Source organism: Streptomyces inhibens (assembly GCF_022221585.1).
Taxonomy (GTDB): domain Bacteria; phylum Actinomycetota; class Actinomycetes; order Streptomycetales; family Streptomycetaceae; genus Streptomyces; species Streptomyces inhibens.
Genome location: NZ_CP084681.1, coordinates 2,995,381 through 3,021,957, shown reverse-complemented (window position 1 = coordinate 3,021,957; position 26,577 = coordinate 2,995,381). Strand labels below are relative to the sequence as shown.

At 71.4% G+C, this 26,577-nt stretch carries 24 protein-coding genes; 14 read left to right on the top strand and 10 right to left on the bottom strand.

Going from position 1 to position 26,577, the window contains the following annotated elements:
- Positions 1-174 precede the first annotated feature (174 nt).
- Positions 175-1,032 (bottom strand): type I methionyl aminopeptidase, encoded by an 858-nt coding sequence (gene map / locus KI385_RS13935; protein WP_238572519.1) that lies wholly within the window; start codon positions 1,030-1,032, stop codon positions 175-177.
- 66 nt (positions 1,033-1,098) lie between these two features.
- On the opposite strand from map, the gene KI385_RS13930 reads away from it, so the two are divergent.
- The gene (locus KI385_RS13930) at positions 1,099-1,341 is read left to right on the top strand and encodes a hypothetical protein (RefSeq protein WP_238577688.1); all 243 of its coding nucleotides are present in this window, start codon (positions 1,099-1,101) and stop codon (positions 1,339-1,341) included.
- An 88-nt stretch (positions 1,342-1,429) separates the two neighbouring features.
- Here KI385_RS13930 and KI385_RS13925 read toward each other — a convergent pair whose 3' ends face one another.
- The 3 genes from KI385_RS13925 to KI385_RS13915 form a co-directional block, all read right to left on the bottom strand.
- The gene (locus tag KI385_RS13925) at positions 1,430-2,770 is read right to left on the bottom strand and encodes an MFS transporter (protein WP_425357074.1); all 1,341 of its coding nucleotides are present in this window, start codon (positions 2,768-2,770) and stop codon (positions 1,430-1,432) included.
- Positions 2,771-3,040: 270 nt separating this feature from the next.
- On the bottom strand, positions 3,041-3,811 hold the full coding sequence (locus KI385_RS13920) for a pentapeptide repeat-containing protein (RefSeq protein WP_238572517.1): 771 nt from the start codon (positions 3,809-3,811) through the stop codon (positions 3,041-3,043).
- A gap of 47 nt (positions 3,812-3,858) precedes the next feature.
- Positions 3,859-4,929, bottom strand: coding sequence for an ABC transporter permease (locus KI385_RS13915; protein ID WP_238572516.1), 1,071 nt, complete (start codon positions 4,927-4,929; stop codon positions 3,859-3,861).
- A 162-nt stretch (positions 4,930-5,091) separates the two neighbouring features.
- On the opposite strand from KI385_RS13915, the gene KI385_RS13910 reads away from it, so the two are divergent.
- Positions 5,092-5,535, top strand: coding sequence for a MarR family winged helix-turn-helix transcriptional regulator (locus tag KI385_RS13910; protein WP_238572515.1), 444 nt, complete (start codon positions 5,092-5,094; stop codon positions 5,533-5,535).
- Between the two features lie 179 nt (positions 5,536-5,714).
- Here KI385_RS13910 and KI385_RS13905 read toward each other — a convergent pair whose 3' ends face one another.
- Both KI385_RS13905 and KI385_RS13900 read right to left on the bottom strand, forming a co-directional pair.
- Positions 5,715-6,344, bottom strand: coding sequence for a hypothetical protein (locus KI385_RS13905; protein ID WP_238572514.1), 630 nt, complete (start codon positions 6,342-6,344; stop codon positions 5,715-5,717).
- Between the two features lie 43 nt (positions 6,345-6,387).
- Positions 6,388-7,407 (bottom strand): dihydrodipicolinate synthase family protein, encoded by a 1,020-nt coding sequence (locus KI385_RS13900; protein ID WP_238572513.1) that lies wholly within the window; start codon positions 7,405-7,407, stop codon positions 6,388-6,390.
- A gap of 247 nt (positions 7,408-7,654) precedes the next feature.
- On the opposite strand from KI385_RS13900, the gene KI385_RS13890 reads away from it, so the two are divergent.
- From KI385_RS13890 to KI385_RS13860, 7 genes are all read left to right on the top strand, one after another.
- The gene (locus KI385_RS13890; RefSeq protein WP_238572512.1) at positions 7,655-8,338 is read left to right on the top strand and encodes a FadR/GntR family transcriptional regulator; all 684 of its coding nucleotides are present in this window, start codon (positions 7,655-7,657) and stop codon (positions 8,336-8,338) included.
- Between the two features lie 206 nt (positions 8,339-8,544).
- Positions 8,545-9,636, top strand: a complete 1,092-nt coding sequence (locus KI385_RS13885; protein ID WP_238572511.1) for a sialidase family protein — start codon at positions 8,545-8,547, stop codon at positions 9,634-9,636.
- Positions 9,633-10,970: an ABC transporter substrate-binding protein gene (locus KI385_RS13880; protein WP_238572510.1), complete on the top strand. Its 1,338-nt coding sequence runs from the start codon at positions 9,633-9,635 to the stop codon at positions 10,968-10,970. The genes KI385_RS13885 and KI385_RS13880 overlap by 4 nt, the downstream gene beginning before the upstream one ends.
- Entirely contained in the window at positions 10,967-11,947 is a 981-nt protein-coding gene (locus tag KI385_RS13875) for a carbohydrate ABC transporter permease (protein ID WP_238572509.1), read from the top strand. Before KI385_RS13880 ends, KI385_RS13875 begins: the two co-directional genes overlap by 4 nt.
- Complete coding sequence (locus KI385_RS13870) at positions 11,944-12,792, top strand: carbohydrate ABC transporter permease (RefSeq protein ID WP_238572508.1); 849 nt, start codon at positions 11,944-11,946, stop codon at positions 12,790-12,792. Before KI385_RS13875 ends, KI385_RS13870 begins: the two co-directional genes overlap by 4 nt.
- A 77-nt stretch (positions 12,793-12,869) precedes the next feature.
- Positions 12,870-13,601 (top strand): NADPH-dependent F420 reductase, encoded by a 732-nt coding sequence (gene npdG / locus KI385_RS13865; protein ID WP_238572507.1) that lies wholly within the window; start codon positions 12,870-12,872, stop codon positions 13,599-13,601.
- A gap of 125 nt (positions 13,602-13,726) precedes the next feature.
- A complete protein-coding gene (locus KI385_RS13860) occupies positions 13,727-13,918 on the top strand; it encodes a hypothetical protein (protein WP_128510129.1) in 192 nt (63 codons plus the stop codon).
- A 16-nt stretch (positions 13,919-13,934) separates the two neighbouring features.
- On the opposite strand, the gene KI385_RS13855 is transcribed toward KI385_RS13860, so the two are convergent.
- Entirely contained in the window at positions 13,935-14,741 is an 807-nt protein-coding gene (locus tag KI385_RS13855) for a site-2 protease family protein (protein ID WP_238572506.1), read from the bottom strand.
- Positions 14,742-14,894: 153 nt separating this feature from the next.
- Between KI385_RS13855 and KI385_RS13850 the strand changes: the two genes are divergently transcribed.
- Positions 14,895-18,344 (top strand): AfsR/SARP family transcriptional regulator, encoded by a 3,450-nt coding sequence (locus KI385_RS13850; protein WP_238572505.1) that lies wholly within the window; start codon positions 14,895-14,897, stop codon positions 18,342-18,344.
- 50 nt (positions 18,345-18,394) lie between these two features.
- Here the strand turns inward: KI385_RS13850 and KI385_RS13845 are convergent, their stop codons facing one another.
- The 3 genes from KI385_RS13845 to panB form a co-directional block, all read right to left on the bottom strand.
- Entirely contained in the window at positions 18,395-19,225 is an 831-nt protein-coding gene (locus KI385_RS13845) for an ABC transporter permease (protein ID WP_238572504.1), read from the bottom strand.
- Positions 19,222-20,250 carry an ATP-binding cassette domain-containing protein gene (locus KI385_RS13840; RefSeq protein WP_238572503.1) on the bottom strand — a complete coding sequence of 343 codons (1,029 nt, stop codon included), beginning with the start codon at positions 20,248-20,250 and terminating at the stop codon, positions 19,222-19,224. The genes KI385_RS13845 and KI385_RS13840 overlap by 4 nt, the downstream gene beginning before the upstream one ends.
- A 238-nt stretch (positions 20,251-20,488) precedes the next feature.
- On the bottom strand, positions 20,489-21,349 hold the full coding sequence (gene panB, locus KI385_RS13835; RefSeq protein WP_128510134.1) for a 3-methyl-2-oxobutanoate hydroxymethyltransferase: 861 nt from the start codon (positions 21,347-21,349) through the stop codon (positions 20,489-20,491).
- A gap of 261 nt (positions 21,350-21,610) precedes the next feature.
- On the opposite strand from panB, the gene KI385_RS13830 reads away from it, so the two are divergent.
- From KI385_RS13830 to KI385_RS13815, 4 genes are all read left to right on the top strand, one after another.
- The gene (locus tag KI385_RS13830) at positions 21,611-23,239 is read left to right on the top strand and encodes an MFS transporter (RefSeq protein WP_238572502.1); all 1,629 of its coding nucleotides are present in this window, start codon (positions 21,611-21,613) and stop codon (positions 23,237-23,239) included.
- Positions 23,236-23,898 (top strand): TetR/AcrR family transcriptional regulator, encoded by a 663-nt coding sequence (locus tag KI385_RS13825; RefSeq protein ID WP_238572501.1) that lies wholly within the window; start codon positions 23,236-23,238, stop codon positions 23,896-23,898. Before KI385_RS13830 ends, KI385_RS13825 begins: the two co-directional genes overlap by 4 nt.
- Positions 23,899-24,142: 244 nt before the next feature.
- Positions 24,143-25,147, top strand: a complete 1,005-nt coding sequence (locus KI385_RS13820; RefSeq protein ID WP_425357073.1) for an endonuclease/exonuclease/phosphatase family protein — start codon at positions 24,143-24,145, stop codon at positions 25,145-25,147.
- A gap of 137 nt (positions 25,148-25,284) precedes the next feature.
- Positions 25,285-26,532 (top strand): MFS transporter, encoded by a 1,248-nt coding sequence (locus KI385_RS13815; protein WP_238572499.1) that lies wholly within the window; start codon positions 25,285-25,287, stop codon positions 26,530-26,532.
- Positions 26,533-26,577: the final 45 nt, after the last annotated feature.

The following is a 26,577-nucleotide window of genomic DNA, read 5'->3' as shown; positions in this document are numbered from 1 at the left end:
TTAGGCTTACCTAAGTCAACCTGTTCCCGACGTCCTGTCGGTAACCAGCCTACCCCCGTTCCCGACGCCCTGTCGGCAAAGCGGGCCCTTGCTCCCGACGTACCGTCGGCAACAAGGGCCCGCTTCCTCGGCGCTTTCTCGGCGCTCCCGCCGGTACTCCCCCCGGCGCTCCCGTCAGGGAAGGGTGAGGATCTCCGTCCCGGTCTCCGTCACCACCAAGGTGTGCTCGAACTGCGCGGTCCGCTTGCGGTCCTTGGTCACCACCGTCCAGCCGTCGTCCCACATGTCGTAGTCGTACGACCCCAGCGTCAGCATCGGCTCGATCGTGAACGTCATGCCGGGCTTGATGTCGGTGGTGTGGTGCGGGCTGTCGTAGTGCGGAACGATCAGACCGGAGTGGAAGGACGAGTTGATGCCGTGACCGGTGAAGTCACGGACCACGCCATAGCCGAAGCGCTTGGCGTACGACTCGATGACCCGGCCGATGATGTTGATCTGCCGGCCCGGCTTGACCGCCTTGATCGCGCGGTTGAGCGCCTCCCGGGTGCGCTCCACCAGCAGCTTGGACTCCTCGTCCACGTCACCGCACAGGTATGTGGCGTTGTTGTCGCCGTGCACACCGTTGATGTACGCGGTGACGTCCAGGTTCACGATGTCGCCGTCCTTGAGGACGGTCGAGTCCGGGATGCCGTGGCAGATGACCTCGTTGAGCGAGGAGCACAGGGACTTGGGGAAGCCCCGGTAGCCGAGCGTGGACGGGTACGCCCCGTGGTCGCACATGAACTCATGGGCGACCCGGTCCAGTTCATCGGTCGTCACGCCGGGCTCGATGAGCTTGGCGGCCTCCGCCATCGCCTGCGCGGCGATCCGGCCGGCGATCCGCATCCGCTCGATCGTTTCGGCGTCCTGCACCTCGGGCCCCGTATACGGGGTCGGTGCGTCCTTTCCGACGTACTCGGGGCGTGGGATCGAGACAGGGACGGGGCGGGTGGGGGAGATCTTCCCCGGGACAAGAAGCGACTGGCCAGACATGCCAGCGAGTGTATCCGCGGGCCGTCGGGCAGGATGGTGGCACTGATGCACCCACAGGAGGCGGCAATGGCGCTGTTCAAGAGGCCGACGGTCGGTAGGCCGGGCGAGTGGTACTACTGCCTCAAGCACCAGAAGGTCGAGGAGGGGCCCGAGTGCCGCGCCGCCGACCGCCTCGGCCCCTACGCCACCCGCGAGGAGGCCGCACACGCCATGGAGACCGCCCGCGAGCGGAACGTGGAGTGGGAGACCGACCCGAAGTGGCACGACACGGGCGCGGGCCAGGGTAAGGGCGGCGGGGAAGAGGAGTAGCCGGGGAAGGGGAGCAGGCGGGGAAGGGGAGCGGGGGAGTCGAGCAGCCGGGGCGGGGCTCCGTCGGTCCGCCCGCCCGCCCGCCGGCTCAGGCCGTCGCCGGATCCGCGTCGGGCTCCTGCGAACCGGTTCCGGCGCGGGCGTCGTCACCACCGCGGGCCTCGCCGCCACTCCCGCTGCTGCCCTCGCCGACGCCTCCCTCGCCGACGCCGGCCTTTCCGTTGCCGGCCGCGGCGGCCCGTCGCTCCCGCATCCGCCGCGCATGCTCGCTCGTCCTCGCGTCGTACGTCATCAGCTTCGGCAGCCCGAGCGCCATCAGCCCGACCGCCGCGAAGCACAGCAGCCCGCCCACCGACACCGACGTCCGTACGCTCGTCAGCGCCGCCATCCCGCCGACCCGGACCTGGCCCAGCTGCGGGCCCACCGAATACGACAGCAGCTCGATGCCGGCCAGCCGGCCGCGCAGCTCGTCGGGGATGGTCTGGTTCCAGAGCGCCGAGCGGAAGATGCCGCTGATCATGTCGAAGGAACCGGCCAGGGTCAGGAACAGCAGCACCAGCCAGACGTTGTGCAGCTGCCCGGCGACGGCGATCGCCAGCGCCCATCCGGCGGCCGCCAGCGCGATCGCCCGGCCCTGCCGGTGGACCCGTGACGTCCAGCCGCTGGTCAGGCTCACCAGGCAGGAACCGGCCGGCAGCGCCGCGTACATCAGGCCCAGGGCCCAGGGTGCGTCCAGGTCGTCGGCGAGGAACGGGAAGATCGCCAGCGGAAAGGCGAACAGCATCGCGGTGAGATCGATGGCGTAGGTGCCCAGCAGCTCCTTGCGGCTCCAGGCGTAGCGCGCGCCCTCGGCGATCCCGCGCAGCGACGGCTTTTGGGCATCGTGCGAGGCGGGCGACGGCGCCAGCTTCAGGGCGAGCAGCACCGATGCCACATAGGTGACCGTGTCGATCGCATACGCCCAGCGCAGCCCGGCATAGGCCAGCAGTCCGCCGGCCAGCGCCGGCCCCGCGATGGCGCCGATCTGCCAGCGCAGCGAGTTGAGGGCGGCGGCCGCGGCGAGCTGGTCGTGCGGGACGATCCGCGGCACGATCGCGTCCAGGGCGGGCCGCTGCAGACCGGTCAGCGCGCTGGACGCCGCCGCGGTCGCGTACAGCGGCCATACCAGCGGGTCCGGCAGCATGCTGTTGAGCAGCAGCACCGCGGAGATCAGGCCGAGCGCGACCTCACTCCAGACGATCAGCCGGCGGCGGTCCACGGAGTCCGCGAGCGCGCCACCGTAGAGACCGAAGACGATCAGCGGGACCAGCTCCACCGCGCCCAGCGCGCCGACCGCGAGCGTGGAGCCGGTGAGCTCCTTCAGTTGCAGCGGCAGCGCCACGAACGTCAGGAAGCTGCCGAAGACCGTGATCGCGCCCGCGCACCACATCAGCCGGAAATCGCGAGAGGAGCGCCAGGGCGCCAGATCCGGCAGGAGCGCGGACAGACGTCGGCGGGCAGGGGGCGAAGGTGGGGCGCCGTCCGGAGTCACGATGCACCATCGTGCGCGCGGGCGCGGGGCGGCGCAAAGGATTTAAAGGTCATGCAGTCGGGCGCGGTGGTGGTATCCCGACGGCAGAACAGCACAGGTCCTGGCGATCACGGGGTTGCGACGCCCTGTGATCACCGGGGAGATCTGCGCCTGTCTTTCCAACGGGGATCAGCCGATGACGTTCAGGCCGAGGGCGGTGCAGATGTGGGCGGCTTGGCTCGGGGAGATGACCGCGCCGCGGAACTGTGCGGCGGTGGCGATGGTGAGTTCGCCGAGGTCGGCGCCGCGTAGATCGGCGCCGGTGAAGTTGGCGGCCCGTAGGTTGGCTTCGGCGAGTCGGCAGTCTTCGAGGGTGGCGTCGCGGAAGTCGGCACCGCCGAGGTCGGCTTCGGTGAAGCGGATGCCGACGAGGTGGGCGCCGCGCAGGCTCAGGCTGTTGAGGTTGGCGACGGCCAGGTTGCAGCGGGCGAGTTGGAGGCCCACGCCGCGGTGGCCGGTGAGGCGGGCCCCGATCATGCGGCAGCCGGTGAAGGTGGCGTCGGCGAGCAGGGCGCCGCCCCATTTGGTGTTGGCCAGGTCGGCGCCGTCGCAGACGAGGTCGCCGCAGTCGGCATCGGTGAACTTGGCGCCGGCTGCGCTGCCGCCCTGCCAGCGAGCCTGATCGAGCAGGGCCCCGGTGAAGTCGGCTGCCGTAGCGGTGCAGTCGGTGAAGACGGCCTCGGCGAGGTGGGCGCCGCGCAGGTTGGCCTCGGTGAAGGTGCAGCGCGTGAAGGTCCGGGGGCGCGGATCGCGACGCAGTGCCGGGCGCAGGTCGAGGCCGGTGAAGTCGACGTCGGTCAGGTCGGTTCGGGCGGCGAGCAGCGTCAGTGGGTCTGCCGGCGGGTTGGCCGGGTCGGTGTCGTGGCCGTGGTGGTGGAAAGGCGTTGGTGCTTCGGTCATGGTCGGCCTCGCTCTGGGGTGTTCGGGGTGGGGGCGTCGCGGCGCGGTCAGCGGGAGAGGGCGGGTTCAGCGGCCTGCCGAGGCTGGTTGGCTGTGTCGTTGCGGTGGCCGGTGCGGCGGGCCTTGAGGGCGTCGTAGGCGAGGGTCAGGGCGAGGCCGGCGAGGGCCCACAGGGCGAGGGTGAGCCAGTAGCGGCCGATGCCGTCGCTGTCGAAGTACATGATCTGGCGCAGGCTGCCGGAGGTTGAGGTCATCGGCAGCAGGTCGTGCAGGGCGCGGATGGGTGCGGGCATGGTCTCGATGGGCAGGGCCGCTCCGGAGGCGGGCATGCCCAGGAACATGAAGATCCCGACGGCGGGCAGCGCGGTCATGCGCCCGCAGAAGCGTGACAGGAACACGGTGGCCAGGCCGACGGCCATCACGGTGAGCCAGCCGGTGACGAGGATGGCGGGGGCCGGGCCGTGCACGGCGCCCAGGATCGGTCCGGTGATGAGCCAGACGGCGAGCGCGGCGACGGCGCCGAAGGCGGCGAGGGCGGCCACTGTGCGTCGCCGGGTGAGTCCGGTGCCGAACACGGTGGAGAGCATGACCGCCGACAGGTAGCCCGCCAGGGTCAGACCGATCGCGGCGTACATGGTGCTGGTGTCGCTGGTGTCATCGGTGCTGAGCGGGACCAGGTCGCGGACCTGGAGGAACTGGTGCTGCTGGACGGCGACGTTCGCGAACGGCGCGGCGGCCAGGTTGACTTGGGCGGCGCCGGCGGCTGAGGCGGTATAGAGCAGAGGGCCGTCTGGCTGCGGCGGTCGGGCGAACGTCGTGCTGGGCGTACCCGCGGTGCGGTCACCGGGCGTCGGCGCGGGGACGTAGGCGGCCGCCACGGCCCGGTGCGCTACCAGCTGCCGTGCCTGTTCGGTGGAGGCGACGGTGCTGACGTCGTACGCGTCGCCCAGGGTCTTCCGTAGGGAAGTGGCCAGCGGCCCGGCCTGCGCTGGTGGTCCGGCGACCGCGATCTTCAGGTGGTGCGGGGTCGGTGTGTGCATCGCGGCGGTGTAGATGCCGACCAGCAGCACGACCATCGCGAACGGGAACAGCAGTACCCGGACTATCGATCGGACCATGTGTCCTCCTCGGAATGTCTTGGCGCTGTCATGTGTGCGCCTCCAGGAAATCCATTTCTCAAGATGCATCTTCCAAGATACATCTCTCGTGATGCATTACTGTAGATGTATCATCGGAGATGGTCCCCAAGGAGGGTGTACGTGGTACCGCCGACCAGTCCCATGAACCTCGCTGAGCTGCATCAACTCGGCAGGCGCCTCACGGCTGCCGCGATCTCGGCGATGAAGGGCGCCTCCGACCTGGGGCCGACCGAGCTGCTGGTACTGGAGTGCCTGTACACCACCGGTCCGCAGCCGGTGGGGGCCATCGCCCAGCGCACCGGCTTCGCTCAGAGCCGGGTATCCACGGTGGTGGCGGCACTGCACAAGCGGGGCCTGGTCGAGCTGGGAGCCGACCCGGCCGACCGGCGCCGGACTGTCGCCAAGATCGCCGAGCGTGCCGGCGCACAGGCCCGGGAAGCCAGGAGCCGAGACGCCGAAACGACTCTGCGGCAGATGCTCCCCGCGCTACCCGACGCGGAAGTCGACGCGGTGATCGCGGTACTGAAAACGCTCAGCAGAGCCCTGGGTGAGGCACCGCCAGACACCCCGGGCCGGGAGGCCTAATGCCACCCGCCGCCCTGGGGCGGTAACGCTGGCTCTCATCAGGCACAGATCCCCCCCCGGTGATCACAGGGCGTCGCAACTCCATGATCAACAGAACCTGTGCCTGCTTTGCCACCGAGGCACCACCACCGCGTCAATCCGCGCGACCTCTCAACCGCCGACGGGGCAGATCTGACGGGCTACCAGCGCGGGGGCGGCGGTGCGGTCAGCTCGTCGGCGAGCCGGGCCAGCCGGTCGCGGAAGCGGCGGTGTCCGCGGGGCGTGGGCAGGCTGTTCTCGCCGGCGGCCGCGCTCACCAGATGCTGGACCGTATCGAGGTCGAGCTCCTGGGGTGTGGGGGGCCCGCCGTCGGCCGGGGCCGGGGGCGCGGCGAGTGCCTCATGGGCCAGCGCGTGCAGATCGCGGTCGCCGCCGTCCAGCGCGAGCACCGTCGCGCCGTTGCGGCGGGCGTCGTGCACCCGCTCCAGCAGCCCGGTGCCCGGCTGCCCCGGCGCGACGACCAGCAGCGTCTCGCCACGCCCGGCCGCCTCCAGCCGGCCGAGCCCCACCGCCAGATGGGCCGGCGCCCCGCCGGGGACACGATGGCGCACCAGCGTCGGCGACAGCTCCGGCAGCCCCGACCAGGCGGCCTCGTCGTCCAGATGGGCCGCCAGATGCCACGGCTCGTACGCGGCACTGCCGACCAGCAGCAGCCCACCACCGTGCGGTGCGACGGCCGCCCGCAGCGACCCGGCGAACCGCCGGCTGTCCTGCACCCACTCGGTCCCGGCGAGCACCTCACGCAACAGCGCGACCCGTACGGCATCCATGGCCCGGCATACTGCCGCAGTACGCCGACGCCTGGTTGCCGTCTCAACAGCTGTCACCCGTACGGGACGAGAGCATCGCCGAGGCGCGGGTGGACTCCTCACCGCCTTGCGTCGGCAGGAGACCGGCCGCGGTGAGCAGGCGGCCGATCTCCGTCACCGACTGCTTGCTGAGGGGCAGTTGGGGGAAGGCGGTGGTGCCGCGATCGATGATGCCGAGCAGGTGGAGGGCGGCCTTGAAGGAGCCCAGGGCGGAGGAGCTGCGGCCCATGTCGGGCTCGGGGGCGACGTCGACCATGGAGAACAGGGTGACCAGGCGTTCCTGTTCGACGGCGGCCTGCTCCCAGTTGCCGGCTCGGGCGGCCGTGTAGAGGCGTACATAGCCTGCCGGGTCGACGTTGCCGAGGCCCGGGACGACGCCGTCGGCACCGGCCAACAGGGCGGTGTCCACGGTGAGTTCGGAGCCGGTGAGGATCGAGAAGTCGGGGGCGGGGCCGTTGCGGCGGGCGGTGCGGCCGCCGAGCAGGACGAGCAGCCGGCGCAGTGCGGCCTCGTCGCCGCTGCTGTCCTTGAGGCCGGCGAGGGTGCCGTCCTCGGCCAGTTCGCGCACCAGGGACGGCGGCAGCTTGCTGTGGACGGCCATCGGGATGTCGTAGGCGAACAGGGGGAGGGGCACGGCCGCGCGGAGGTGGCGGAAGTGTCCGGCGATCTCCCGGGGGTGGGTGCGGGTGTAGAAGGGCGCGGTGGCGACCAGGGCGTCGGCGCCCAGGTCGGCGGCGGTCCGGGCGTGGTCGAGGACCCGGGCGGTGGTGGTGTCGATGGCGCCGGCGAGCACCGGGACGCGGCGGTCCGCGGCCTTGATGACGGCTTCCAGGGCGGTGGCGCGCTGGGTGTCGGTGAGGTAGGCGACCTCGCCGGTGGAGCCGAGCGCGAACAGCCCGTGCACCCCGCCGTCGATGAGGTGGTTCACCAGGCGGGTGAGGGAGGCGGTGTCGACCTCGCCGTGGGGGTCGAGCGGGGTGCAGACCGGCGGGATGACGCCGTGCAGGGGCGCGGGCAGTGCCATGGGGGCTCTCCGGGGGGCTCCGATGTCAGATGTCAGAGGTGTACGGGTGGTGGCAGAGGCGGTGGCAAGGGGTGTGGGCGGAGGTGGTGGTGGCCGGGGAGATATAGGACGTGGGACGTGGGATGTCCTATCTCGGAGCACAATAGACCTGTTCACGGGCGGTCGGTCAAGGATTCGCGGTCCCGGCGGGGGCGGTGGCGGACCGGCCGGCGGCACGGCAGGCGCGGGAGAGGGAGAGGGACATTCCATGGCGCGAGGGACGATGGCCGAGGACGTGCAGGCGCAGATCAAGCAGTTGATCCTGCAGCGCAGACTGACGCCGGGCGATCCGCTGCCCACCGAGGCGGAGCTGGTCGCTCTGCTCGACGTCAGCCGCAACTCGGTCCGTGAGGCGCTCAAGGCGCTGCAGGCCATGCGCATCGTCGAGATCCGGCACGGCTTCGGTACCTACGTCGGCCCGCTCACCCTCGAACCGTTCGTCGAGGGTGTCGCCTTCCGCGCGGCGGTCCGCCACCACCAGGGCGAACCGAGCCTGTACGAGCTGATGGAGGTCCGCGAGGCGCTGGAGGCGGGCCTGATCGGTACCGTCGCGCGCCATCTCCCGGCCGAGGATCTCGCCGTCCTCAAGGGGCTGGTGCAGCGGATGGCGGAGGAGGCGCGCGGCGGTCAGGTGCAGAGCGCCACCGACCGGGCCTTCCATCTCGCGCTGTACCGCTCGATGGGCAACCACCTGCTGAGCGAGGTGCTGGACGCGTTCTGGGCGGCGCTGCGCCGGGTGCGCGAGGACCTCTCCGACGACCGCCCCGACCCGGAGGTGACCCACCGTCAGCATCAGGAGATCGTCGACGCGTTGGAGGCGGGTGACGGTGACCGCGCCGTGGAGGCGATACACCGGCACTTCGACGGTATCCGGCGCCGACTGGCCGAGTAGCGGGACCGTAAACCCGCCCGGCAGTGCGGCGAAGGCATCGTCGAGGGCGCCGTTGATCCCGTTCACCGGGATTTCACCCTCTGTCGACGGTGCCTTTGCCGACACGGAAAAGTGCCATGTGCACTGCCTTGACGGTCAGTTGGGCACTTCCTATGGTCGCCTCAGGACAGGGGACATCCTACGTCCTTGCCCGTTGGGGGTGACCCATGGCGTACGAGAGCTCAGTGCCGTACCGGGCCGGGACCGAGGGGTACACAAGCTTCCGGATCCCCGCCGTGGTCCGGGCGCGCTCCGGGGCCGTCCTTGCCTTCGCCGAGGGCCGGGTCTCCTCGGCCGCCGACTCCGGCGATATCGACCTCGTGCTCAAACGGTCCATGGACGGCGGCCGCACCTGGGGCCCGCTCCAGATCGTCGCCCGCAACGGCACCGGCACCGTGGGCAACCCCGCCCCGGTCGTGCTCGCCGGCGGCCGGGTACTGCTCTTACAGGTCCACAACGCCGCCGACGCCACCGAGGACCGCATCCGCCGCGGCCGGGTGCCGCCCGCCGACGGCCGGCGCGTCCGGCTCCAGCACAGCGATGACGACGGTGCGAGTTGGAGCCCGCCCCGCGAGATCACCGACCAGGCCAAGCTGCCGCAGTGGCGGTGGTACGCCACCGGGCCCGGCCATGCGCTGCGGCTGCGCCACGGCCCGTACGCCGGGCGGCTGATCGTCCCCGCCAACCACTCCACCCCGCCCACCGCCCCCGAGGACACCGGTGCCGAGCCCCGCTACAACGGCGGGCACGCCCTGCTCAGCGACGACGACGGCGCCAGCTGGCGGATCGGCTACCGCGACAGCGGCACCGACCCCGCCGTCGCCCCCAACGAGACCACCGCCGCCGAACTCCCCGACGGCAGCGTCTATCTCAACGCCCGCAACGAAGCAGCCGCCGCCTGGCGGCGCGTCGATGCCGTCTCGACGGACGGCGGTGAGCACCTGCTGCGGCCCTTCCGGCCGCAGGCGGGCCTCGCCGGACCGGCCTGCCAGGGCAGTGCGCTGCACCTCGGCGACCGCGACGCACTGCTCTTCTCCGGACCCGCCCACCCGGCCGCCCGCGCCCTGATGACCCTGCGCACCAGCCGCGACGCCGGCCTGACCTGGCGCCACGCGCACACCGTCGCCGGGCTCCCGGCCGCCTACTCCGACCTCGTACGCCTCGACCGCGGGAGCGTCGGACTGCTCTACGAGACGGGCGACTTCAGCGCCTACTCGACGATCACCTTCCGCCGCATCCCCGTGGAGGAGCCCGCATGACCAGCAGCCCCATGAACCCGATGCATCGCAGAACGGTCCTGGGCGGGGCCGCCGCCCTCGCCGCCGGCTTCGCGCTCGCCGGCTGCGGCGACAGTGGTGACGGCGACGCGCCCCGCCAACGCAAGAAGGGACAGAAGATCGATCTGACCTTCTGGTCCTGGGTGCCGGGCATCGACAAACCCGTCGACCTGTGGAACCGCCAGAACCCCGAGGTACAGGTCAAGGTCGAGAAGGTGTCGGCCGTCAACGGCGAGCAGTACGCGAAGATGCACGCCGCCATCAAGGCCGGCAACCCGCCCGACCTGGGCCAGATCGAATTCCCGGTCATCCCCAGCTTTCTGCTCGACAACGGGCTGCTGGACCTCGCCCCGCTCGGCGCCGCCCGCCACAAGGACAAGTTCTTCGGCTGGCAGTGGCAGCAGTCCGTCTTCGGCAAGGGCATCTACGCCGTCCCGCAGGCGTCCGGGCCGATGGGCCTGTTCATCCGCCAGGACCTCTTCGACAAGTGGGGTGTCCAGGTCCCCGGGACATGGGACGACTACGAGGCGGCCGCCAAGGCCATCCGTAAGAAGGGCGCCTGGATCGAGACCTTCGCCCCCACCAACGGCAACCGCTTCTCGGGCCTCGCCTGGCAGGCGGGCGCCAAGTGGTACGGGACCCACGGCGACACCTGGATCGTGAACATCGACGACGAGCCCACCCGCAAGGTCGCCGACTACTGGGAATCCCTCGTCCGACAGAAGCTCGTCAAGACCATCCCGGACCGGCAGAACGCCTGGTACAAGGACCTGCAGACCGGCGCCATCCCGGCCTGGGTGGGCGCCAGTTGGGGCGACGCCCTGCTGGTCGGCAACGCTCCCGGCACCAAGGGGAAGTGGCGGGCCGCGCCGCTGCCGCAGTGGAAGGCGGGCGGCAAGGTCTTCGCCAACTGGGGCGGCTCGACCACCGCCGTGTTCGCCAAGGCGAGCTACCCCGAGGACGCCCTGGACTTCGCCGTCTGGCTCAACACCGACCCCCGGTCGATCGCGCTGCTGATCGACGGCGGCTACGGCTTCCCCAGCGCCAAGAAGGGCTATGCCACCACCGACCTCGACGTCGACAAGGACTTCTTCGGCGGCCAGGCGTACAGCAAGATCTTCGCGGACGCCGGGGCGCACGTCGACACCAGCTGGCAGTGGGGGCCCGGCGTGGACACCCTCTATCAGCGGCTCGGCGACGCCTTCACCGACGCACTCGCCGACGGCAGCTCCTTCCGCTCCGTCCTGAAGAAGGTGCAGGGCCAGACCCTCGCCGACCTCAAGGGCAAGGGCCTGAAGGTGGAGAGCGGCGGGTGAGCCGGGACACGCTGAGCCGTCCGGAGCCGGTCACTCCGAAGCAGCGGGCCCCGCAGCGCCGCTCGCGCCGCGCCTCCCGCACCGAGGCCCGCAACCGCCGCGCCGCGGCCGGCTTCGTGCTGCCCTTCCTCGCCCTCTTCGGCCTCTGCTTCATCGCCCCGATCGTCTACGCCGTCCACCAGAGCCTGTACAAGACCGAACGCACCGGCCCGCTCGGCCTCGGCGGCCGGGAACACGAGGCGTTCACCGGCCTCGCCAACTACGCCCACGCCCTGTCCGACGACCGGTTCCTGACCGGCTTCGGCCGGGTGCTGCTCTTCGGCGCCGTCCAGATCCCGCTGATGATCGTGCTCGCCACCACCCTCGCGCTGCTGCTGGAGAGCGCCAGTGCCCGCGGCATCACCTTCTTCCGCAGCGCCTTCTTCCTCCCGTACGGCGTGCCCGGTGTGATCGCCTCGATCCTGTGGGGCTTTCTGTACGTCCCGGGCATCAGCCCCCTGGTGAAGATCGCCGACTCGGTCGGGTGGGACGTGGACTTCCTCTCCCGCGGCACCGTCCTGTGGTCCATCGCCAACATCGTCACCTGGCAGTTCACCGGCTACAACATGCTGGTGCTGATCGCCCAGCTCAAGGCCGTACCGGGCGAGCTGTACGAGGCGGCCCGGATCGACGGCGCCACCGCCTGGCAGGTCGCCCGGCACATCAAGCTCCCGCTGATCCGGCCGGCGCTCGTGCTGACCTGCGTCTTCAGCATCATCGGCACCCTCCAGCTGTTCGCCGAGCCGATGGTGCTGCGCCCGCTGGCCTCCTCCATCGACTCCGGCTTCACCCCCAACCTGCACGCCTACAGCGAGGCGTTCGTCGGCAACAACCAGCATGTGGCGGCAGCCGAGGCGGTGCTGCTCGCGCTGGTGGCGTGCGTGCTGTCCTTCGGCTTTCTGCGGCTGGTCGGCGGGCGCGCGAAGGAGCGCGGATGACCCGGCCGCCGGTCCGCTACCGGATCATCACCGCCTCGCTGCTGACCGTCGCCGCGATCTACTTCCTGGTGCCCGTCTACTGGCTGATCGTCTCCGCCACCAAGAACAGCGCCGATCTCTTCGGCACCTTCGGCTTCTGGTTCGCAGACCATCCGCACCCCATCGACCACCTTGTCGATGTCCTCACCTACGACCACGGCATCTATGCCCGCTGGTTCGCCAACTCCGTGCTCTACGCCGGGATCGGCGCGGTCTGCGCCACCCTGCTGTCCGGCGCGGCCGGCTATGCGCTGGCCAAATTCCCGTTCCGCGGCCGGGAAGCGATCTTCAACGCGGTGCTCGCCGGCGTGCTGATCCCCGGCACCGCGCTCGCCCTGCCGCTCTACTTCCTCTTCAGCTCGATGGGCCTGTCCAACACCTACTGGGCGGTGCTGATCCCCAGCGTGGTCAGCCCGTTCGGGGTCTATCTGTGCCGGATCTACGCGGCCGCGGCGGTTCCCGACTCGCTGCTGGAGGCGGCCCGGATCGATGGCGCGGGCGAGGCACGGATCTTTGGGGGGCTCGGGCTGCGGCTGATGACACCGGCGCTGGTCACCGTCTTTCTGTTCCAGTTCGTCCACATCTGGAACAACTACTTCCTGCCGCTGGTCATGCTCTCGGACTCCGACCTCTACCCGATCCAGCTGGGCCTGACGTCCTGGACCGGCTACGCGGACCGCCAACCGGTGCTCTATCAGTACACGGTGGGCGGTGCGTTCTTGTCCGTGGTGCCGCTGATGGTGCTGATGACGGTGCTCCAGCGGTACTGGCGTACGGGCCTGACCGAAGGCAGTGTGAAGTCGTGACCGCGCCGCGGTGAAGCGGTACGTGAAGTCGTGACCGCGCCGCGGTGAAGCGGTAACGGCGTGACAGGATCGCTGTCATGACTACTCCTGACGCTGCCCAGTCCGAAAACGTCGCGACCCGTGTGAAGGCCGCCCTCAAGCGTGACCCCTGGGACCTCCCGGACGTCTCCGGCCTGGTGGTCGGCGTCCTCGGCGGCACCGGCGACCAGGGCCGCGGCCTGGCCTACCGGCTCGCCAGGGCCGGCCAGAAGGTGATCATCGGCTCCCGGGCCGCCGAGCGGGCGCAGACCGCCGCCGACGAACTCGGCCTGGGCATCGAGGGCGCGGAGAACGCCGAATGCGCCCGGCGCAGCGATGTCGTGATCATCGCCGTGCCCTGGGAAGGTCACGCCAAGACCCTCCAGGCGCTCCGCGAGGAGCTGGCCGGCAAGCTCGTCATCGACTGCGTCAACCCGGTCGGCTTCGACAAGAAGGGCGCCTACGCGCTCAAGCCCGAGGAGGGCAGCGCCGCCGAGCAGGCCGCCGTCCTGCTGCCCGAGTCCCGGGTCACCGCCGCCTTCCACCACCTGTCCGCGGTGCTGCTCCAGGACCCTCAGGTCGAGCAGATCGACACCGATGTGATGGTGCTGGGCGAGTCCCGCGCCGACACCGACCTGGTCCAGGCGCTGGCCGCCCGTATCCCCGGTATGCGCGGTGTCTTCGCCGGCCGGCTGCGCAACGCCCACCAGGTCGAGTCGCTGGTCGCCAATCTGATCTCGGTCAACCGGCGCTACAAGGCGCACGCGGGCCTGCGGGTCACCGACGTCTGAGACGGGCGGCGGGGCCGGCGGTCCGGGCGCCGGGTACCGCCGACCGGACGGACCGCTGCCCGGCGCGGGCGGGACATGGGGGACACTGGGAGGGATTGCCCGACCCTGACACAGGAGCCGATCCCATGCCCCGCCTTGCCGTCCTTGCACTTCTGGTGTGCGTCCTCGCGGTAGCCGCAGCCGTTGTCTCGTTCGTGGAGGGCAGCTTCATCGGCATCGTCTGGATCCTGCTGGCCGGTGTCTCCAGCAACATGGCGTGGTTCTATCTGCGCAAGGCGAAGCTGGAGCGGACGCAGCAGGCGAACGCGGCCGGCTGAACCTCCCGGACACGCCCTAGATCACGCCGCTGACCTGCGAAATCTGCGGTTCGCCCTGCCAGAAGCGGAAGAACTCCTGGCCGAAGTAGCTGTCGAGCGGCGAGACGCCGAGGCCGCGCAGGATCGCATCCACCAGCTCGAAGAACACATGGTTGATCTCCGGCACCCACAGCAGCCCGAAGACCGCCAGCAGCCCGAACGGCGCGAACGGCTCCACCTGCCGCCGCAGCTTCAGCGACAGCCACGGCTCGATCACGCCGTAGCCGTCCAGCCCCGGCACCGGCACGAAGTTCAAGAGCGCGGCGGTCACCTGGAGCAGCGCGAGGAACGCCAGCGCGAAGCGGAACGGAGCCGGTACGCCGTCCAGGCCGTGCAGCCAGAACGGGGCCGTGCACACCGCCGCGAACAGGATGTTGGTCAGCGGCCCCGCCGCCGAGATCAGACTGTGCCGCCAGCGCCCCTGGATCCGCCCGCGCTCGATGAACACCGCGCCGCCCGGCAGCCCGATCCCGCCCATGATCACGAAGATCACCGGCAGCACGATGCTCAGCAGCGCATGGGTGTACTTCAGCGGGTTCAGCGTCAGATAGCCCTTGGCCTCCACCGAGATGTCGCCGCTGTGGAGTGCGGTGCGGGCGTGGGCGTACTCGTGCAGACACAGCGACACCACCCAGCCGGACACCACGAACAAGAACACCGCGAAACCGGTGTTCGCCGCGAGCGTCCCGCTCCACACGGCCCACCCCGACACGGCCAGGACGGCGACGAGCGCGAGAAAGACCGGACTGACGCGTCGGTCGGCGCTCCGGATTGCTGTGGTCATGGTGCGGGCTCCCGAGGGTCGCGTGAAGGGCAGCCATGACCGTAACCGCGGTACGGCGGCCGGCGCACGGGTCCCCCTGAACGGGCTCGTTCACGGACCCCTCCCCGGCCCGTCGTCCGCGAAACGAAGCGCGGTGGCCCCGGAGTTCCGGCCTTGGACGACAATGACCCGGTGCGTTACGGAATTCTCGGCACCACCCAGGCCGACCGGGCCGACGGCACCCCCGTCGCCCTCGGCGGCGCACGCCTGCGCGCGCTGCTCGCCGCCCTCGCGCTGCGCCCCGGCCGGGCGCTGTCCCCGGACGTGCTGATCGCCGACATCTGGGGCATGGACCCGCCCGCCGACGCGGCCGGTGCGCTGCAGGCGCTGGTCGGCCGGCTGCGCCGTGCCCTGGGCCACACCGCGGTCGCCTCGGCCGACGGCGGCTACCGGCTGTGCGCCGAGCCCGACGCGGTCGATCTGCACCGCTTCGAACGGCTCGTGGCGGAGGGCGGCCGGGCGCTCACCGACGCGGACCCGGCCCGCGCCGCCGCCCTGCTCGACGATGCGCTGGCGCTCTGGCGCGGCCCGGCCCTCGCCGACCTCCCGGACGCGGGCGCCGAGGCGGCGCGTGCCGAAAGCCGCCGGTTGGACGCCCAGCGCACCCGTCTCGCCGCCGACCTCGTGCTCGGCCGGGCCGCCCAGGCGCTGCCCACCCTGCTCGCGCTGTGCCAGGCCCACCCCCTCGACGAGTCCTTCCAGGCCCTGCGGCTGCGTGCGCTGCGCGCCGCGGGCCGTACGGCGGAGGCGCTGGCGGCCTACGAGGAGATACGCACCGGCCTCGCCGACCGCCTCGGCGCCGACCCGGGCCCCGAGCTGCGCGCCCTGCACGCGGAGCTGCTGCGGCCGGTTCCTGAGCTCTCGCCGCCTCCTCCGCCGACCTCGGCCGGTGCCACGGCCGCCGTCCCCGCCGCGCACCACACCGCGAGCGCATACGCCCCGCACGCCCCGTACGACCCCCACGCCGCGCAGCCACCGCACGGCTCCGCCCCCGCGGCCCCCGCCGTCCCCGCCCGCCCCGGAAACCTCCGCGCCCGGCTCACCTCGTTCGTCGGGCGGGACGCCGATCTGGCGGCGCTCCGCGCCGATCTGGCCGAGCACCGGCTGGTGACGCTGCTGGGCCCCGGCGGCGCCGGCAAGACGCGGCTGTCGCAGGAGGGCGCCGAGGCCGCTGCGGCCGCGCTGCCGGACGCCTGGCCGCACGGCGTATGGCTGGCGGAGCTGGCGCCGGTGGACGATCCGCAGACCGTGCCCGAGGCGGTGCTGACCGCGCTCGGCGCCCGTGAGACCGTCGTCCGCGGCACCACCGCCGAGGGGCTGCGCGCCGCCGCCGACCCGACCGCCCTGGACCCGCTCGCCCGGCTCGCCGAGCACTGTGGGGGACGCCGGATGCTGCTCGTCCTCGACAACTGCGAGCATGTGATCGGCGCCGCCGCCGAGCTCGCCGAGCGGCTGCTGGCCGACTGCCCCGGCGTAACGGTGCTGGCCACCAGCCGCGAGCCGCTGGCCGTACCGGGCGAGGTGCTGCGGCCGGTCGGGCCGCTGCCCGACCCGGTCGCGCTGCGGCTGCTCGCCGACCGCGGGGCCGCCGCCAGCCCCGGCTTCCGGATCGACGCCGACGAGGAAACCGCAGCGGCCTGCACCGAGATCTGCCGCCGGCTGGACGGGCTGCCGCTCGCCGTCGAACTCGCCGCCGCCCGGCTGCGGTTGCTCGCGCCGCGGCAGCTCGCCGACCGGCTCGACGACCGTTTCCGGCTGCTGACCAGCGGCAGCCGGACCCTGCTGCCCCGGCAGCAGACGCTGCGCGCGGTGGTGGACTGGTCCTGGGACCTGACCGACGAGCCCGAACGGGCCGTGCTGCGCCGGCTGTCCGTCTTCGCCGGCGGCTGCGATCTGGCCGCGGCGGAAGAGGTGTGCGCGGGCGACGGCGTCGACGGGCGCGAGGTGGCCGGGCTGCTCGGCTCACTGATCGACAAGTCGCTGGTGGTGGCGGCACCGGCGCCGGACCGACAGATGCGCTACCGGCTCCTGGAGACGGTGGGGGAGTACGCCGCCGAGCGGCTGGACGAGGCGGGCGAGCGGGCCGCTGCCGAGCGCCGCCATCTCGTCGCCTACCGCGAACTGGCCCGTACCTCCGACCCGTTGCTGCGCGGGCCCGGCCAGCGCCCCTGTATGGACCGGCTGGAGCTGGAGCACGACAATCTGCGCACCGCGCTGCGCCGCGCCCTCGCCGCCCGCGACGAGCACGAGGTGCTGTGTCTGGTGCTGTCCCTGCAGTGGTTCTGGTCGCTGCGCGATCACCGCAACGAGGCCCGCCACTGGGCGACGGCGGCCGGGACGCTCGGCCCCAACCCCTTCCTGCCGCCCCTCGAACCGGCCCCCGATCTGCCCGAGCAGCCCATCGACAGGCCACCGCCGATGGACCCCGAGCAGCTGGCGGAGGCCCGCCGCGGGGTCCGGCTGGTCGCGCTCTCCAGCATGGACAGCGATATCGAGGCGCTGCGCCATCCCCAGCTGCAGGAGGAGCTGGCCGGGATGCTCGCCGTCTACCGCATCGGTATGCCCCAGACCTGCAAGGTGCCCGGGGTGCTGTGGTACTACGCGGTGCTGCTCACCGGGCGGTTCGAGGAACTGGCGGAGCTCGTCGACAGCGCGGTGCGCGCCTGCCGCGACTTCGGCTACGAGTGGGAGCTGGCCTACATCCTGCAACTGCGCTCCAAGATCTACAACGATCTCCGCGGCGGGCTGGCGCAGGCGGGCAGCGACGCCGACGAGGCGCTGCGGATCTTCCTGCGGCTCGGCGACGCCTGGGGGGCCGCCGAGGCGCTGTCGGGGCGCGGCGAAACCCATGAGAAGCGCGGTGAGTACGCGCTCGCGGCGCGCGACTACCGGGCCGCGATGGTGCACGCCGAGGAGCTGGGTGCGCACGGCCAGACTCTGCTGCTGCGCTGCCGGCTGGGCTCGGTGCTGATCGAGGACGGCCAGGCGGAGACCGGCGAGCGGATGCTGCGCGAGGTGCTGGCCGATGCCGCTAAGGGCAACAGCGGCCGGGACACCGAGCCGTTCGCGCGGATGATGCTGGCGATGCGGCTGACGATGACGGGGCGGCTGCAGGAGGCGCGCGCGGAACTGCACACGGTGCAGGAGCTGTTCACCCCGCGGCCCCCGGATCTGTTCGCCGGGCTGCTGGAGTCGTCGCTGATCTCACTGGATCTGGAAGAGGGACACAGCGAGGGCCTGCTGCCGAGGTTCCGGGCGGCCATGGAGCTGATGCAGGACTCCCTGGCCCAGATGGTCGCCCCGGATCTGCCGGTGGTCCAACTCCTCACCGGTGCACGGGTGTTGATGGCCGTACGGGGCGAGTCGGGGGGCCGGGACGCGGCGCGTCTGGTAGGTGCGTACGACGCGCTGCGGGCGACCAGCCACGTCCCGGCGCTGATCATCCGCGACGACCGGACCCGTACCGAGGCGGCCGCGCGGGCGCTGGTCGGCGATGCCACGTACGAAGCCGGGTACGCCGAAGGCGGTGGTCTCTCCCTCGAAGAGGCCACCGCCCTCATCTGACGCGAGCCGGGCGAAGGCTGTCACTCCCGGGGCCCCGGGCCCCGGGCGCGTCAGGTCTTGTTGCGGAACTTGCGGACCGCGAGCGGCATGGTGATGGCCGTGATGGCGACCGCCCAGGCCAGGGTGATCAGCGTCGGGTGTGCCACCGCGCCTTGGCCCTTGATCAGGGCGCGGGCCGCGTCCGCGAGGTTGGAGAGCGGGTTGACGCTGGTGAACCCCTTCAGCCAGCCGGGCATCGTCTTCGTCGGCGCGAAGATCGACGAGCCGAACTGGAGCGGCATCAGCACCAACATCGCCATGCCCTGCACCGCCTGCGGAGTCTTCAGCGCGAGCCCCAGCAGGATGAAGATCCACATCAGGGCGGCGCCGAAGACCGTGGACAGCGCGATCGCGCCGAGGAACGCGGGGATGCCGCCCTCGATCTTCAGGCCCAGCAGAAAGCCCATACCGAGCAGGATCGCGGTGGCGATCAGCATCCGGCCGACCTCGACGACGATCTTGGCTATCAGGACCGAGGACCGGGCTATCGGCATGGTCCGGAAGCGGTCCATGACGCCCTTGCGGAAGTCCTCGTTGACGCCCGTGCCCACCGCCATGGCGATGTTCATGCCCATCATCGCCATCATGCCGGGCACCAGATACTGGACATACTTCTGTTGGTTGCCCGGGCCGAACATCGCGCCGCCGAAGACGTACACGAACAGCAGGATGAAGATGATGGGCATCAGCAGGGCGTCGAACATCGACTCCGGGTCCTGCTTGATCTGCAGGGCGTTGCGCCGCACCAGCGCCCCGATATGCCGCAGATTGGCGCGCAGCCCGATCCGGCCCTCGTCGGCGCCGGGCTTGGCGAGCGGCGCCGTCATCGTTGCGGCACTCATGCCGATACCTCCGCGTACTGCTGGTCCATGTCGTCCTCGGGCGCGCCGGCCTCGGAGGTCTTCTGGCCCGTGATGGCCAGGAACACCTCGTCCAGGCTGGGCAGATGGGTGCTGATCCCGGCGAGCGAGAAGCCCCGCTGGCCGAGCACGCTGACCACCGCGGTCAGCTGCTCATCGCTGATGATCGGTACGTTGACCACACCCCCGTCGTGGTCAGCGGTGGCACCCGCGATGCCGTCCAGACCGGCCTGCGCGATGGCGCCCACCATCCGGTCCAGCTCTCCGGGCTCCGACGGCCGGATCTGCAGCGTCCGCCCGCCGACCTTGGCCTTCAGCTCGTCGACCCGGCCCTCGGCGATCACCCGGCCGCGGTCGATCACCGTCAGCTCGTCGGCCAGCTGCTCGGCCTCTTCCATGTACTGCGTGGTCAGCAGGACCGTGGCGCCCTCGCGCACCATCCGCTGGACCTCCTCCCACACCTCGTTACGGGTGCGGGGGTCCAGGCCGGTGGTCGGCTCGTCCAGATAGAGGACCGCCGGCTGGCCGATCATCGAGGCGGCGAGGTCGAGCCGGCGGCGCATACCGCCGGAGTACTTGGCCGCGGGCCGCTTGGCGGCCTCGGTCAGCGAGAACCGCTCCAGCATCTCGTCCGCGCGGCCGCGGGCGTCCTTGCGGGACAGATCGAGCAGTCGCCCGATCATGTAGAGGTTCTCCCAGCCGGAGAGCTTTTCGTCGACCGAGGCGTACTGCCCGGTCAGGCCTATCGTGCGGCGCAGTGCGCGGGGCTGGCGCACCACATCGAAGCCGGCCACGACGGCGCTGCCGGCGTCTGGCACCAGGAGGGTGGACAGGCAGCGTACGAGCGTCGTCTTGCCGGCGCCATTGGGGCCGAGCACGCCGAGTACGGTGCCTTCCTTCACGTCCAGGTCCACCCCGTCGACAGCCTTGACGTCGCCGAAGTGCTTGACCAGACCGCGCACCTCCACGGCGTTTCCGCCCCTGGTGGTTATCGTCTGTCGCGTCATGCCCCCAAAGGTGCCAGCCGCCACCGACAACGCACCGACAGGCCACCGACAGGGCCACCGATACGACCGACAGCGCCACCGATACGACCGACAGGCCCGTCGGCCCGCCTGTGCAACGGCGGCCGGAACGGTGTGTTCCGGCCGCCGCTGAGGGGTCGCTCTGCCGACGAGCCGCTTTGCCGACGAGCCGCTTCGCAGGCGGGCCCGCTCCGCCGGCGAGCCCGCCGCAAGGTGCCGCCTAGTGGAAGGTGTGCTCCTCGGCCGGGAACGTGCCGCCGATGACGTCCTCGGCGAAGGCCTTGGCCGCGCCGCCGAGCAGCTCACGCAGCTGGAGGTACTGCTTGACGAACTTCGGCACCCGGCCGGCGGTCATGCCGGCCATGTCGGTCCACACCAGCACCTGGGCGTCGCAGTCCAGGCCCGCGCCGATGCCGACGGTCGGGATGTGCAGCGAACGGGTGACCTCGGCGGCCAGCTCGGCCGGCACGGCCTCCAGGACGACCGCGAACGCGCCCGCGTCCTGCACGGCCTTCGCGTCCCGCAGCAGCTGCTGGGCGGCCTCCTCGCCGCGGCCCTGGACGGGGTAGCCGCCGAAGGCGTTGACCGACTGCGGGGTCAGCCCGACATGCGCCATCACCGGAATACCGGACGAGACCAGCAGCTCCACCTGGTCGGCCGAGCGCTCACCGCCCTCCAGCTTGACGGCGCCCACTCCCGCTTCCTTGACCAGCCGGGTGGCGTTGCGCAGCGCCTGGACCGGCCCTTCCTGGTACGCGCCGAAGGGCAGATCGCCGACGACCAGGGTGCGCTTGGTGCCCCGCACGACCGCCGCGGCCAGGATGGCGATCTCGTCCATGGTGACCGGCACGGTCGTTTCGTAGCCGAGGTGACAGTTGCCCATCGAGTCGCCGACGAGCAGTACGGGGATCCCGGCCTCGTCGAAGACGGAGGCGGTCATCGCGTCGTAGGCGGTGAGCATCGGCCACTTCTCGCCGCGCTCCTTGGCGGCGGCGATGTCGCGGACGGTGATCCGGCGCGAACTCGTGCCCCCGTACAGCGTCTTCGGCACAGACTTCTGGGCAGGCGAAAGCTGCGTCATGGTGACGGCTCCTGTTCATCATCTCGAGGCACCCTGACGGCGTCCCCGGACTCCCCTCCATGCTGGCACGGCCCGTGCGCAAAGGAAAAGGGGAGGAGGGGTAAGTGGCCGAGGCGCGCGCATTCATGGGCGGGGTGCCGGCGGGCAGACCGGTGGGGGAGGGCGGCGCGGTTCACCCGTTTGCCGGTGCGGCGGGGGACTCGGCCGAGTCTTCATCGATACGGAACGGGTCCGTATCGATAAAGCGTCTATGGTGCCGCCATGGCCACCTCACCCCCCTCGTCCACCGCTGCGGGCGAACCAGCCGCCCGGCACGTACCCGAGCGCATCCACCGCCGCCGCTGGGCGATCCTGTACACCCTCATGCTCAGCCTGCTGATCGTGGTGCTGGACAACTCCATCCTGAACGTCGCCATGAAGACGATCGCCACGCCGATCCCCGCCGGCCTCGGTGCCACCCAGAGTGAGCTGGAGTGGGCGATCAACTCCTACACCCTGGTCTTCGCCGGGCTGCTGTTCACCTCCGGCCTGCTCGGCGACCGCCTGGGCCGCAAGAAGGTGCTGCTCTTCGGCCTGGCGGTGTTCGGCGCCGGATCGGTGCTCGCCGCGGTCTCCGCGTCGCCCGCCCAGCTGATCGCCTTCCGCGCCGTCATGGGCCTGGGCGGCGCCTTCGTCATGCCGGCCACCCTCGCCATCCTGATGAACGTCTTCGAACGCGAGGAGCAGCCCAGGGCGATCGGCATCTGGGCCGGCGGCGTGGGCCTGGCCATCGCGATCGGCCCGATCGCCGGCGGGCTGCTGCTCGACCGCTTCTGGTGGGGCTCGGTCTTCCTCATCAACGTCCCGATCGTGCTGCTCGCCCTGGCCGCGATGCTGATCCTGGTGCCCGACTCCAAGGACCCCAGCCCCGGCCGGATGGACCCGGGCGGGGTGCTGCTGTCGGTCGTCGGCCTGGTCCTGCTGGTCTACGGGATCATCAAGAGCGGCCAGCTCGCCGACTTCGCCGACCCGCAGGTGGCCGGCGCGATCGCGGGCGGCCTGGTGGTGCTCGCCGGGTTCGTGGTGCACCAAAAGCGCAGCGACCATCCGTCGATCGACATCGGCTACTTCCGCAAGCCCGCCTTCTCCGCCGCGATCGCCGCCATCGCCCTGGCTTTCTTCGCCCTCATGGGTGTCACGTTCTTCATCGTCTTCTACGTCCAGAGCGTGCGCGGCTACAGCCCGCTGGAGGCCGGTCTGCTGATCCTGCCGCTGGCCGTGGCACAGATGATCTTCGCGCCGAGGGCCCGGCTCGCCGTGGACCGCTACGGCGCCCGCGCGGTGTGCACCTTCAGCATGGTGATGGTGGCCGCCACCATGGTGGGACTGCTGCTGCTGGACACCGAAACCCCGATCTGGGTCATGGAGGTGCTGTTCTTCCTGGAGGGCGCCGCCATGGCGCACATCACGCCGCCGGTCACCGTCGCGATCATGCAGTCGCTGCCGCTTGAGAAGGCCGGCTCCGGCTCGGCGCTCAACAACGTCTTCCGGCAGGTCGGCGGCACCCTCGGCGTCGCCGTCCTCGGCTCGCTGCTGTCCACCACCTACCGCGACGGCATCCAGGACGCACTGGAGCGCGTGCCGGGTGTGCCGGCCGCCGCCCGGCACGCGGCCGGCGAGTCCATCGAGGCGACCCTCGGCCTCGCGGACCGGATGGGCCCGGCCGGCCGTCCGCTGGTCGCCGCCGCCGACGGGGCCTTCCTCCACGCCATACACGTCACCGCCATCGGCTCGGCCGCCGTCTCGTTGATCGGTGCCGTGGTGGTCCTGGCATTCCTGCCCGGCAAAATGGGGCCGACGCCGCGGTCTGCGGAGCCGCGGGAGGAGCGAAGGGCGGGCGTGGAGCGATGAGCGGGGCGGCGGAGGACTCCGAGGTGGCGGCGGCCGAGGCGGGGCCGGGTCCGGTGGCCGCCGAGCGCCGCGGCCGGCCGCGCAGCGCCGCGGCCGACTCCGCCATCATCGAGGCCGTGCTGCGGCTGATCGAGAACGGTGTCTCCATAGGCGAGTTGTCCATGGAGCGCATCGCCCGCGAGGCCGGCGTCGGCAAGGCCACCATCTACCGCCGCTGGTCCGGCAAGAGCGCGCTGATGCTCGACGTCATGCGGTCGCTGGACGTCCAGGGCCCGCCGCCGGCCGGCGACTCGGTACGCGACGACCTGGTCGCACTGCTGGAATTCCTGCGCCGGCGCGGACTGGCCAAGCGCAGCTCCGCGCTGCTGCGCACCGTCGTCAGCCATGTCCAGGCGCAGCCCGAGCTGTGGGCGGAGTACCACAACGCCGTCGTACGGGCCCGCCACGAGGCGCTGCTCGCCGTGCTGCGGCGGGGTGTGGCGAACGGCGAGATCCGCGCCGACCACGATCTGGAAACCCTCGCCGACCTCTTCATCGGCCCGATGCTGGCCCGCGCCCTCCTCCACGAGTGGAAAGAACTCCCCGAGGGGCTCGCCGAGGACATCGTCGACATGGTCCTGGAAGGCGTACGGCCCCGGGCGGAAAGCGCGGCGGGCTGAACACCGTGTCCGCTCCGGCGTGTTGGGGCGTGCGGCACCCGCCACCCGGCCGGACGCCATATGACCGGACCATGCCCGTTCTGTCACAGCCGTTGTCACGAACCCCAGGACCGGAACCCCGACCCGCCACCGCGCCGTCCTCAGTTCTAAGAAAGCGCATTACGGACCATCGCCTAGGGTCGAGGACCACAGGTGAGGCGCACCGGAGCAAGGCAGTGAGGACAACGGAATGGCGCAGGCATACATGACGGAGCCGGGACAGGGGCAGGACCCCACGCGGGCCGGTTCCCGGGCCGAACGCCTGCGGAACTGGTGGCGTCCGGACGGGATGTGGCGGCGCGGCATCGTGCTCGCGGTGCTCGCCGTACTCCTCGGGCTGCTGATGCTTCTGCACGCCCAGATCCCCAACGCCGTGGGAAATCTGGGCAGTCTGCTGGAGACCTTCCTGCCGTGGCTGGGGCTGGCCGTCCCGCTGCTGCTCGTCATCGCGGTGCTGCGCCGCTCGGCGACCGCGCTCATCGCGCTGGTGCTGCCGGTCTTCGCCTGGCTCAATCTCTTCGCCGGTCAGATCACCGACAAGGCCGGCACCGGCGGCAATCTCACCGTCGCCACGCACAATGTCAACGCCGACAACCCCGACCCGGCGGCCACCGCCCGGGACATCGTGGCAGCCGGCGCCGATGTGGTGGCCCTGGAGGAGCTGACCGGCGCCGCGCTGCCGACCTACCAGCAGGGGCTGGCGAAGGCGTACCCGTACCACACGGTGCAGGGCACCGTCGGTCTGTGGAGCAAGCGCCCGCTGTCCGACGCGGCACCGGTCGACATCAAGATGGGCTGGACCCGCGCGCTGCGCGCCACCGTCACCGCCGCCGACGGCCAGAAGTTCGCCGTCTATGTCGCGCATCTGCCGTCGGTACGGGTCAAGGTCGAGGCGGGCTTCACCGCCAATCAGCGTGACGGCAGCGCCGAGGCGCTGGGCGAGGCGATCGCCGCCGACCCGGTGAAGAAGGTCATGCTGCTCGGTGACCTCAACGGCACGATGAACGACCGCTCGCTGGCCCCGGTCACCTCCCAGATGCGCTCCGCCCAGGGCGCGGCGGGCGACGGCTTCGGCTTCAGCTGGCCGGCGGCGTTCCCGATGGCCCGGATCGACCAGATCATGATGAAGGGGATGGACCCGGTCAAGGCCTGGGTGATGCCGTCGACCGGCAGTGACCATCTCCCGGTCGCCGCGTCGGTGAAGATCTGACGCGGGCTTGTCACGCCCCGTTCGCGCGCCGGAATACTGGGCCTGAGAGACTTTGTTCCGTAAGTAAACTTAAAAAGCTTACGGTCCGCTGACTGCGTGCCTGCCCGCCCGCACGCACAACCCTTGAAAGGTCTTTCATGCCCTTGGCTCTGCTCGCGCTCGCGATCTCGGCCTTCGGTATCGGCACCACGGAATTCGTGATGATGGGCCTGCTGCCCAACGTCGCGGACGATCTGGGCACCTCCGTGCCCACCGCCGGCTACCTCGTCTCCGCCTACGCCCTCGGCGTCGTCATAGGCGCCCCGCTCCTGACCGCCCTCGGCTCCCGGATCCCGCGCAAGCGGATGCTGGTCCTGCTGATGGGCGTCTTCACGGTCGGCAACCTCGCCTCGGCCCTGGCTCCCACCTTCGGGCTGCTGATCGCCGGCCGGCTGCTGGCCGGTCTCCCGCACGGTGCGTTCTTCGGCGTCGGCGCGGTGGTCGCCGCCCGGCTGGTGCGCGAGGGCCGGCAGGCCCGCGCGGTCGCCACGATGTTCCTCGGCCTGACCATCGCCAACATCATCGGCGTCCCCGCCGCGACCCTCCTCGGCCAGCAGCTCGGCTGGCGTTCCACGTTCCTCATCGTGGCCGCCATCGGCCTGGTGGCGATGGCCTCCCTCGCCCGGCTGATCCCCCCGCTGCCGGCCGAGGAACGCAGTGGCCTGGGGCGCGAGCTGCGGGCGCTGGGCAACCGTCAGGTGCTCCTCGGCCTCCTGACCACCGTCTTCGGCTTCGCCGGGATCTTCGCCGTCTACAGCTACCTCGCGTCGATGATGACCGAGGTCACCGGCTTCGCGCCGGGCTCGGTCCCGCTGGTCCTCGCCCTCTTCGGCATCGGTATGACCCTCGGCGCGCTCGCCGCGGGCCCACTCACCGACCGGGCGCTGCGCCCGACCCTGTACGGCTCGCTGGCCGCCCTGGCCCTCGTCCTGACCGCCTTCCACTTCACCGCCCAGGTGAAATGGGCGGCCCTGGTCACCGTCGTCGTGATCGGCGCGGTCGGCTTCCTGACCACCACGCCCCTCCAGATGCTGGTCATGAACAAGGCCCAGCAGGCCCCGACCCTGGCCGCCGCCTCCAACCAGTCCGCCTTCAACCTCGCCAACGCCGGCGGCGCCTGGGTCGGCGGCCTGGCCCTGGCGGCCGGCTGGGGCTGGACCTCCCCGACCCTGGTCGGCGCCGTCCTGGCCGCCCTCGGCCTCGCCGTCGCCGTCGTCGCCGGCCTCCTGGACCGCGCCACCCACGACACGTCCCGGATCGTGGCCCGCGGCGGGGAGGCGGACCCGGAGCCGCGGACCGCCGCGCCCGTCGAAGCGGGTGTGCCCGCCGGGGGACACCTGGGCTGACCCCGCACGGCACGACGGACCGGGGCCGCCCCTGCGTGCCAGGCG

Excerpts from the sequence above, each read along its gene's own strand:
- KI385_RS13905 (WP_238572514.1), bottom strand. The coding sequence starts at position 6,344 with ATGGATGCCGTACGGGTCGCGCTGTTGCGTGAGGTGCTCGCCGGGACC.
- KI385_RS13860 (WP_128510129.1), top strand. The coding sequence starts at position 13,727 with ATGCCCCGCCTTGCCGTCCTTGCACTTCTGGTGTGCGTCCTCGCGGTA.
- KI385_RS13845 (WP_238572504.1), bottom strand. The coding sequence starts at position 19,225 with ATGAGTGCCGCAACGATGACGGCGCCGCTCGCCAAGCCCGGCGCCGAC.
- KI385_RS13910 (WP_238572515.1), top strand. The coding sequence starts at position 5,092 with ATGAACCTCGCTGAGCTGCATCAACTCGGCAGGCGCCTCACGGCTGCC.
- KI385_RS13885 (WP_238572511.1), top strand. The coding sequence starts at position 8,545 with ATGGCGTACGAGAGCTCAGTGCCGTACCGGGCCGGGACCGAGGGGTAC.
- KI385_RS13890 (WP_238572512.1), top strand. The coding sequence starts at position 7,655 with ATGGCGCGAGGGACGATGGCCGAGGACGTGCAGGCGCAGATCAAGCAG.
- KI385_RS13815 (WP_238572499.1), top strand. The coding sequence starts at position 25,285 with ATGCCCTTGGCTCTGCTCGCGCTCGCGATCTCGGCCTTCGGTATCGGC.
- KI385_RS13840 (WP_238572503.1), bottom strand. The coding sequence starts at position 20,250 with ATGACGCGACAGACGATAACCACCAGGGGCGGAAACGCCGTGGAGGTG.
- KI385_RS13830 (WP_238572502.1), top strand. The coding sequence starts at position 21,611 with ATGGCCACCTCACCCCCCTCGTCCACCGCTGCGGGCGAACCAGCCGCC.
- KI385_RS13855 (WP_238572506.1), bottom strand. The coding sequence starts at position 14,741 with ATGACCACAGCAATCCGGAGCGCCGACCGACGCGTCAGTCCGGTCTTT.
- panB (WP_128510134.1), bottom strand. The coding sequence starts at position 21,349 with ATGACGCAGCTTTCGCCTGCCCAGAAGTCTGTGCCGAAGACGCTGTAC.
- KI385_RS13915 (WP_238572516.1), bottom strand. The coding sequence starts at position 4,929 with ATGGTCCGATCGATAGTCCGGGTACTGCTGTTCCCGTTCGCGATGGTC.
- npdG (WP_238572507.1), top strand. The coding sequence starts at position 12,870 with ATGACTACTCCTGACGCTGCCCAGTCCGAAAACGTCGCGACCCGTGTG.
- KI385_RS13825 (WP_238572501.1), top strand. The coding sequence starts at position 23,236 with ATGAGCGGGGCGGCGGAGGACTCCGAGGTGGCGGCGGCCGAGGCGGGG.
- map (WP_238572519.1), bottom strand. The coding sequence starts at position 1,032 with ATGTCTGGCCAGTCGCTTCTTGTCCCGGGGAAGATCTCCCCCACCCGC.
- KI385_RS13930 (WP_238577688.1), top strand. The coding sequence starts at position 1,099 with ATGGCGCTGTTCAAGAGGCCGACGGTCGGTAGGCCGGGCGAGTGGTAC.
- KI385_RS13900 (WP_238572513.1), bottom strand. The coding sequence starts at position 7,407 with ATGGCACTGCCCGCGCCCCTGCACGGCGTCATCCCGCCGGTCTGCACC.
- KI385_RS13920 (WP_238572517.1), bottom strand. The coding sequence starts at position 3,811 with ATGACCGAAGCACCAACGCCTTTCCACCACCACGGCCACGACACCGAC.
- KI385_RS13870 (WP_238572508.1), top strand. The coding sequence starts at position 11,944 with ATGACCCGGCCGCCGGTCCGCTACCGGATCATCACCGCCTCGCTGCTG.
- KI385_RS13925 (WP_425357074.1), bottom strand. The coding sequence starts at position 2,770 with ATGTGGTGCGCGGGCGCGATCACGGTCTTCGGCAGCTTCCTGACGTTC.
- KI385_RS13820 (WP_425357073.1), top strand. The coding sequence starts at position 24,143 with ATGACGGAGCCGGGACAGGGGCAGGACCCCACGCGGGCCGGTTCCCGG.
- KI385_RS13880 (WP_238572510.1), top strand. The coding sequence starts at position 9,633 with ATGACCAGCAGCCCCATGAACCCGATGCATCGCAGAACGGTCCTGGGC.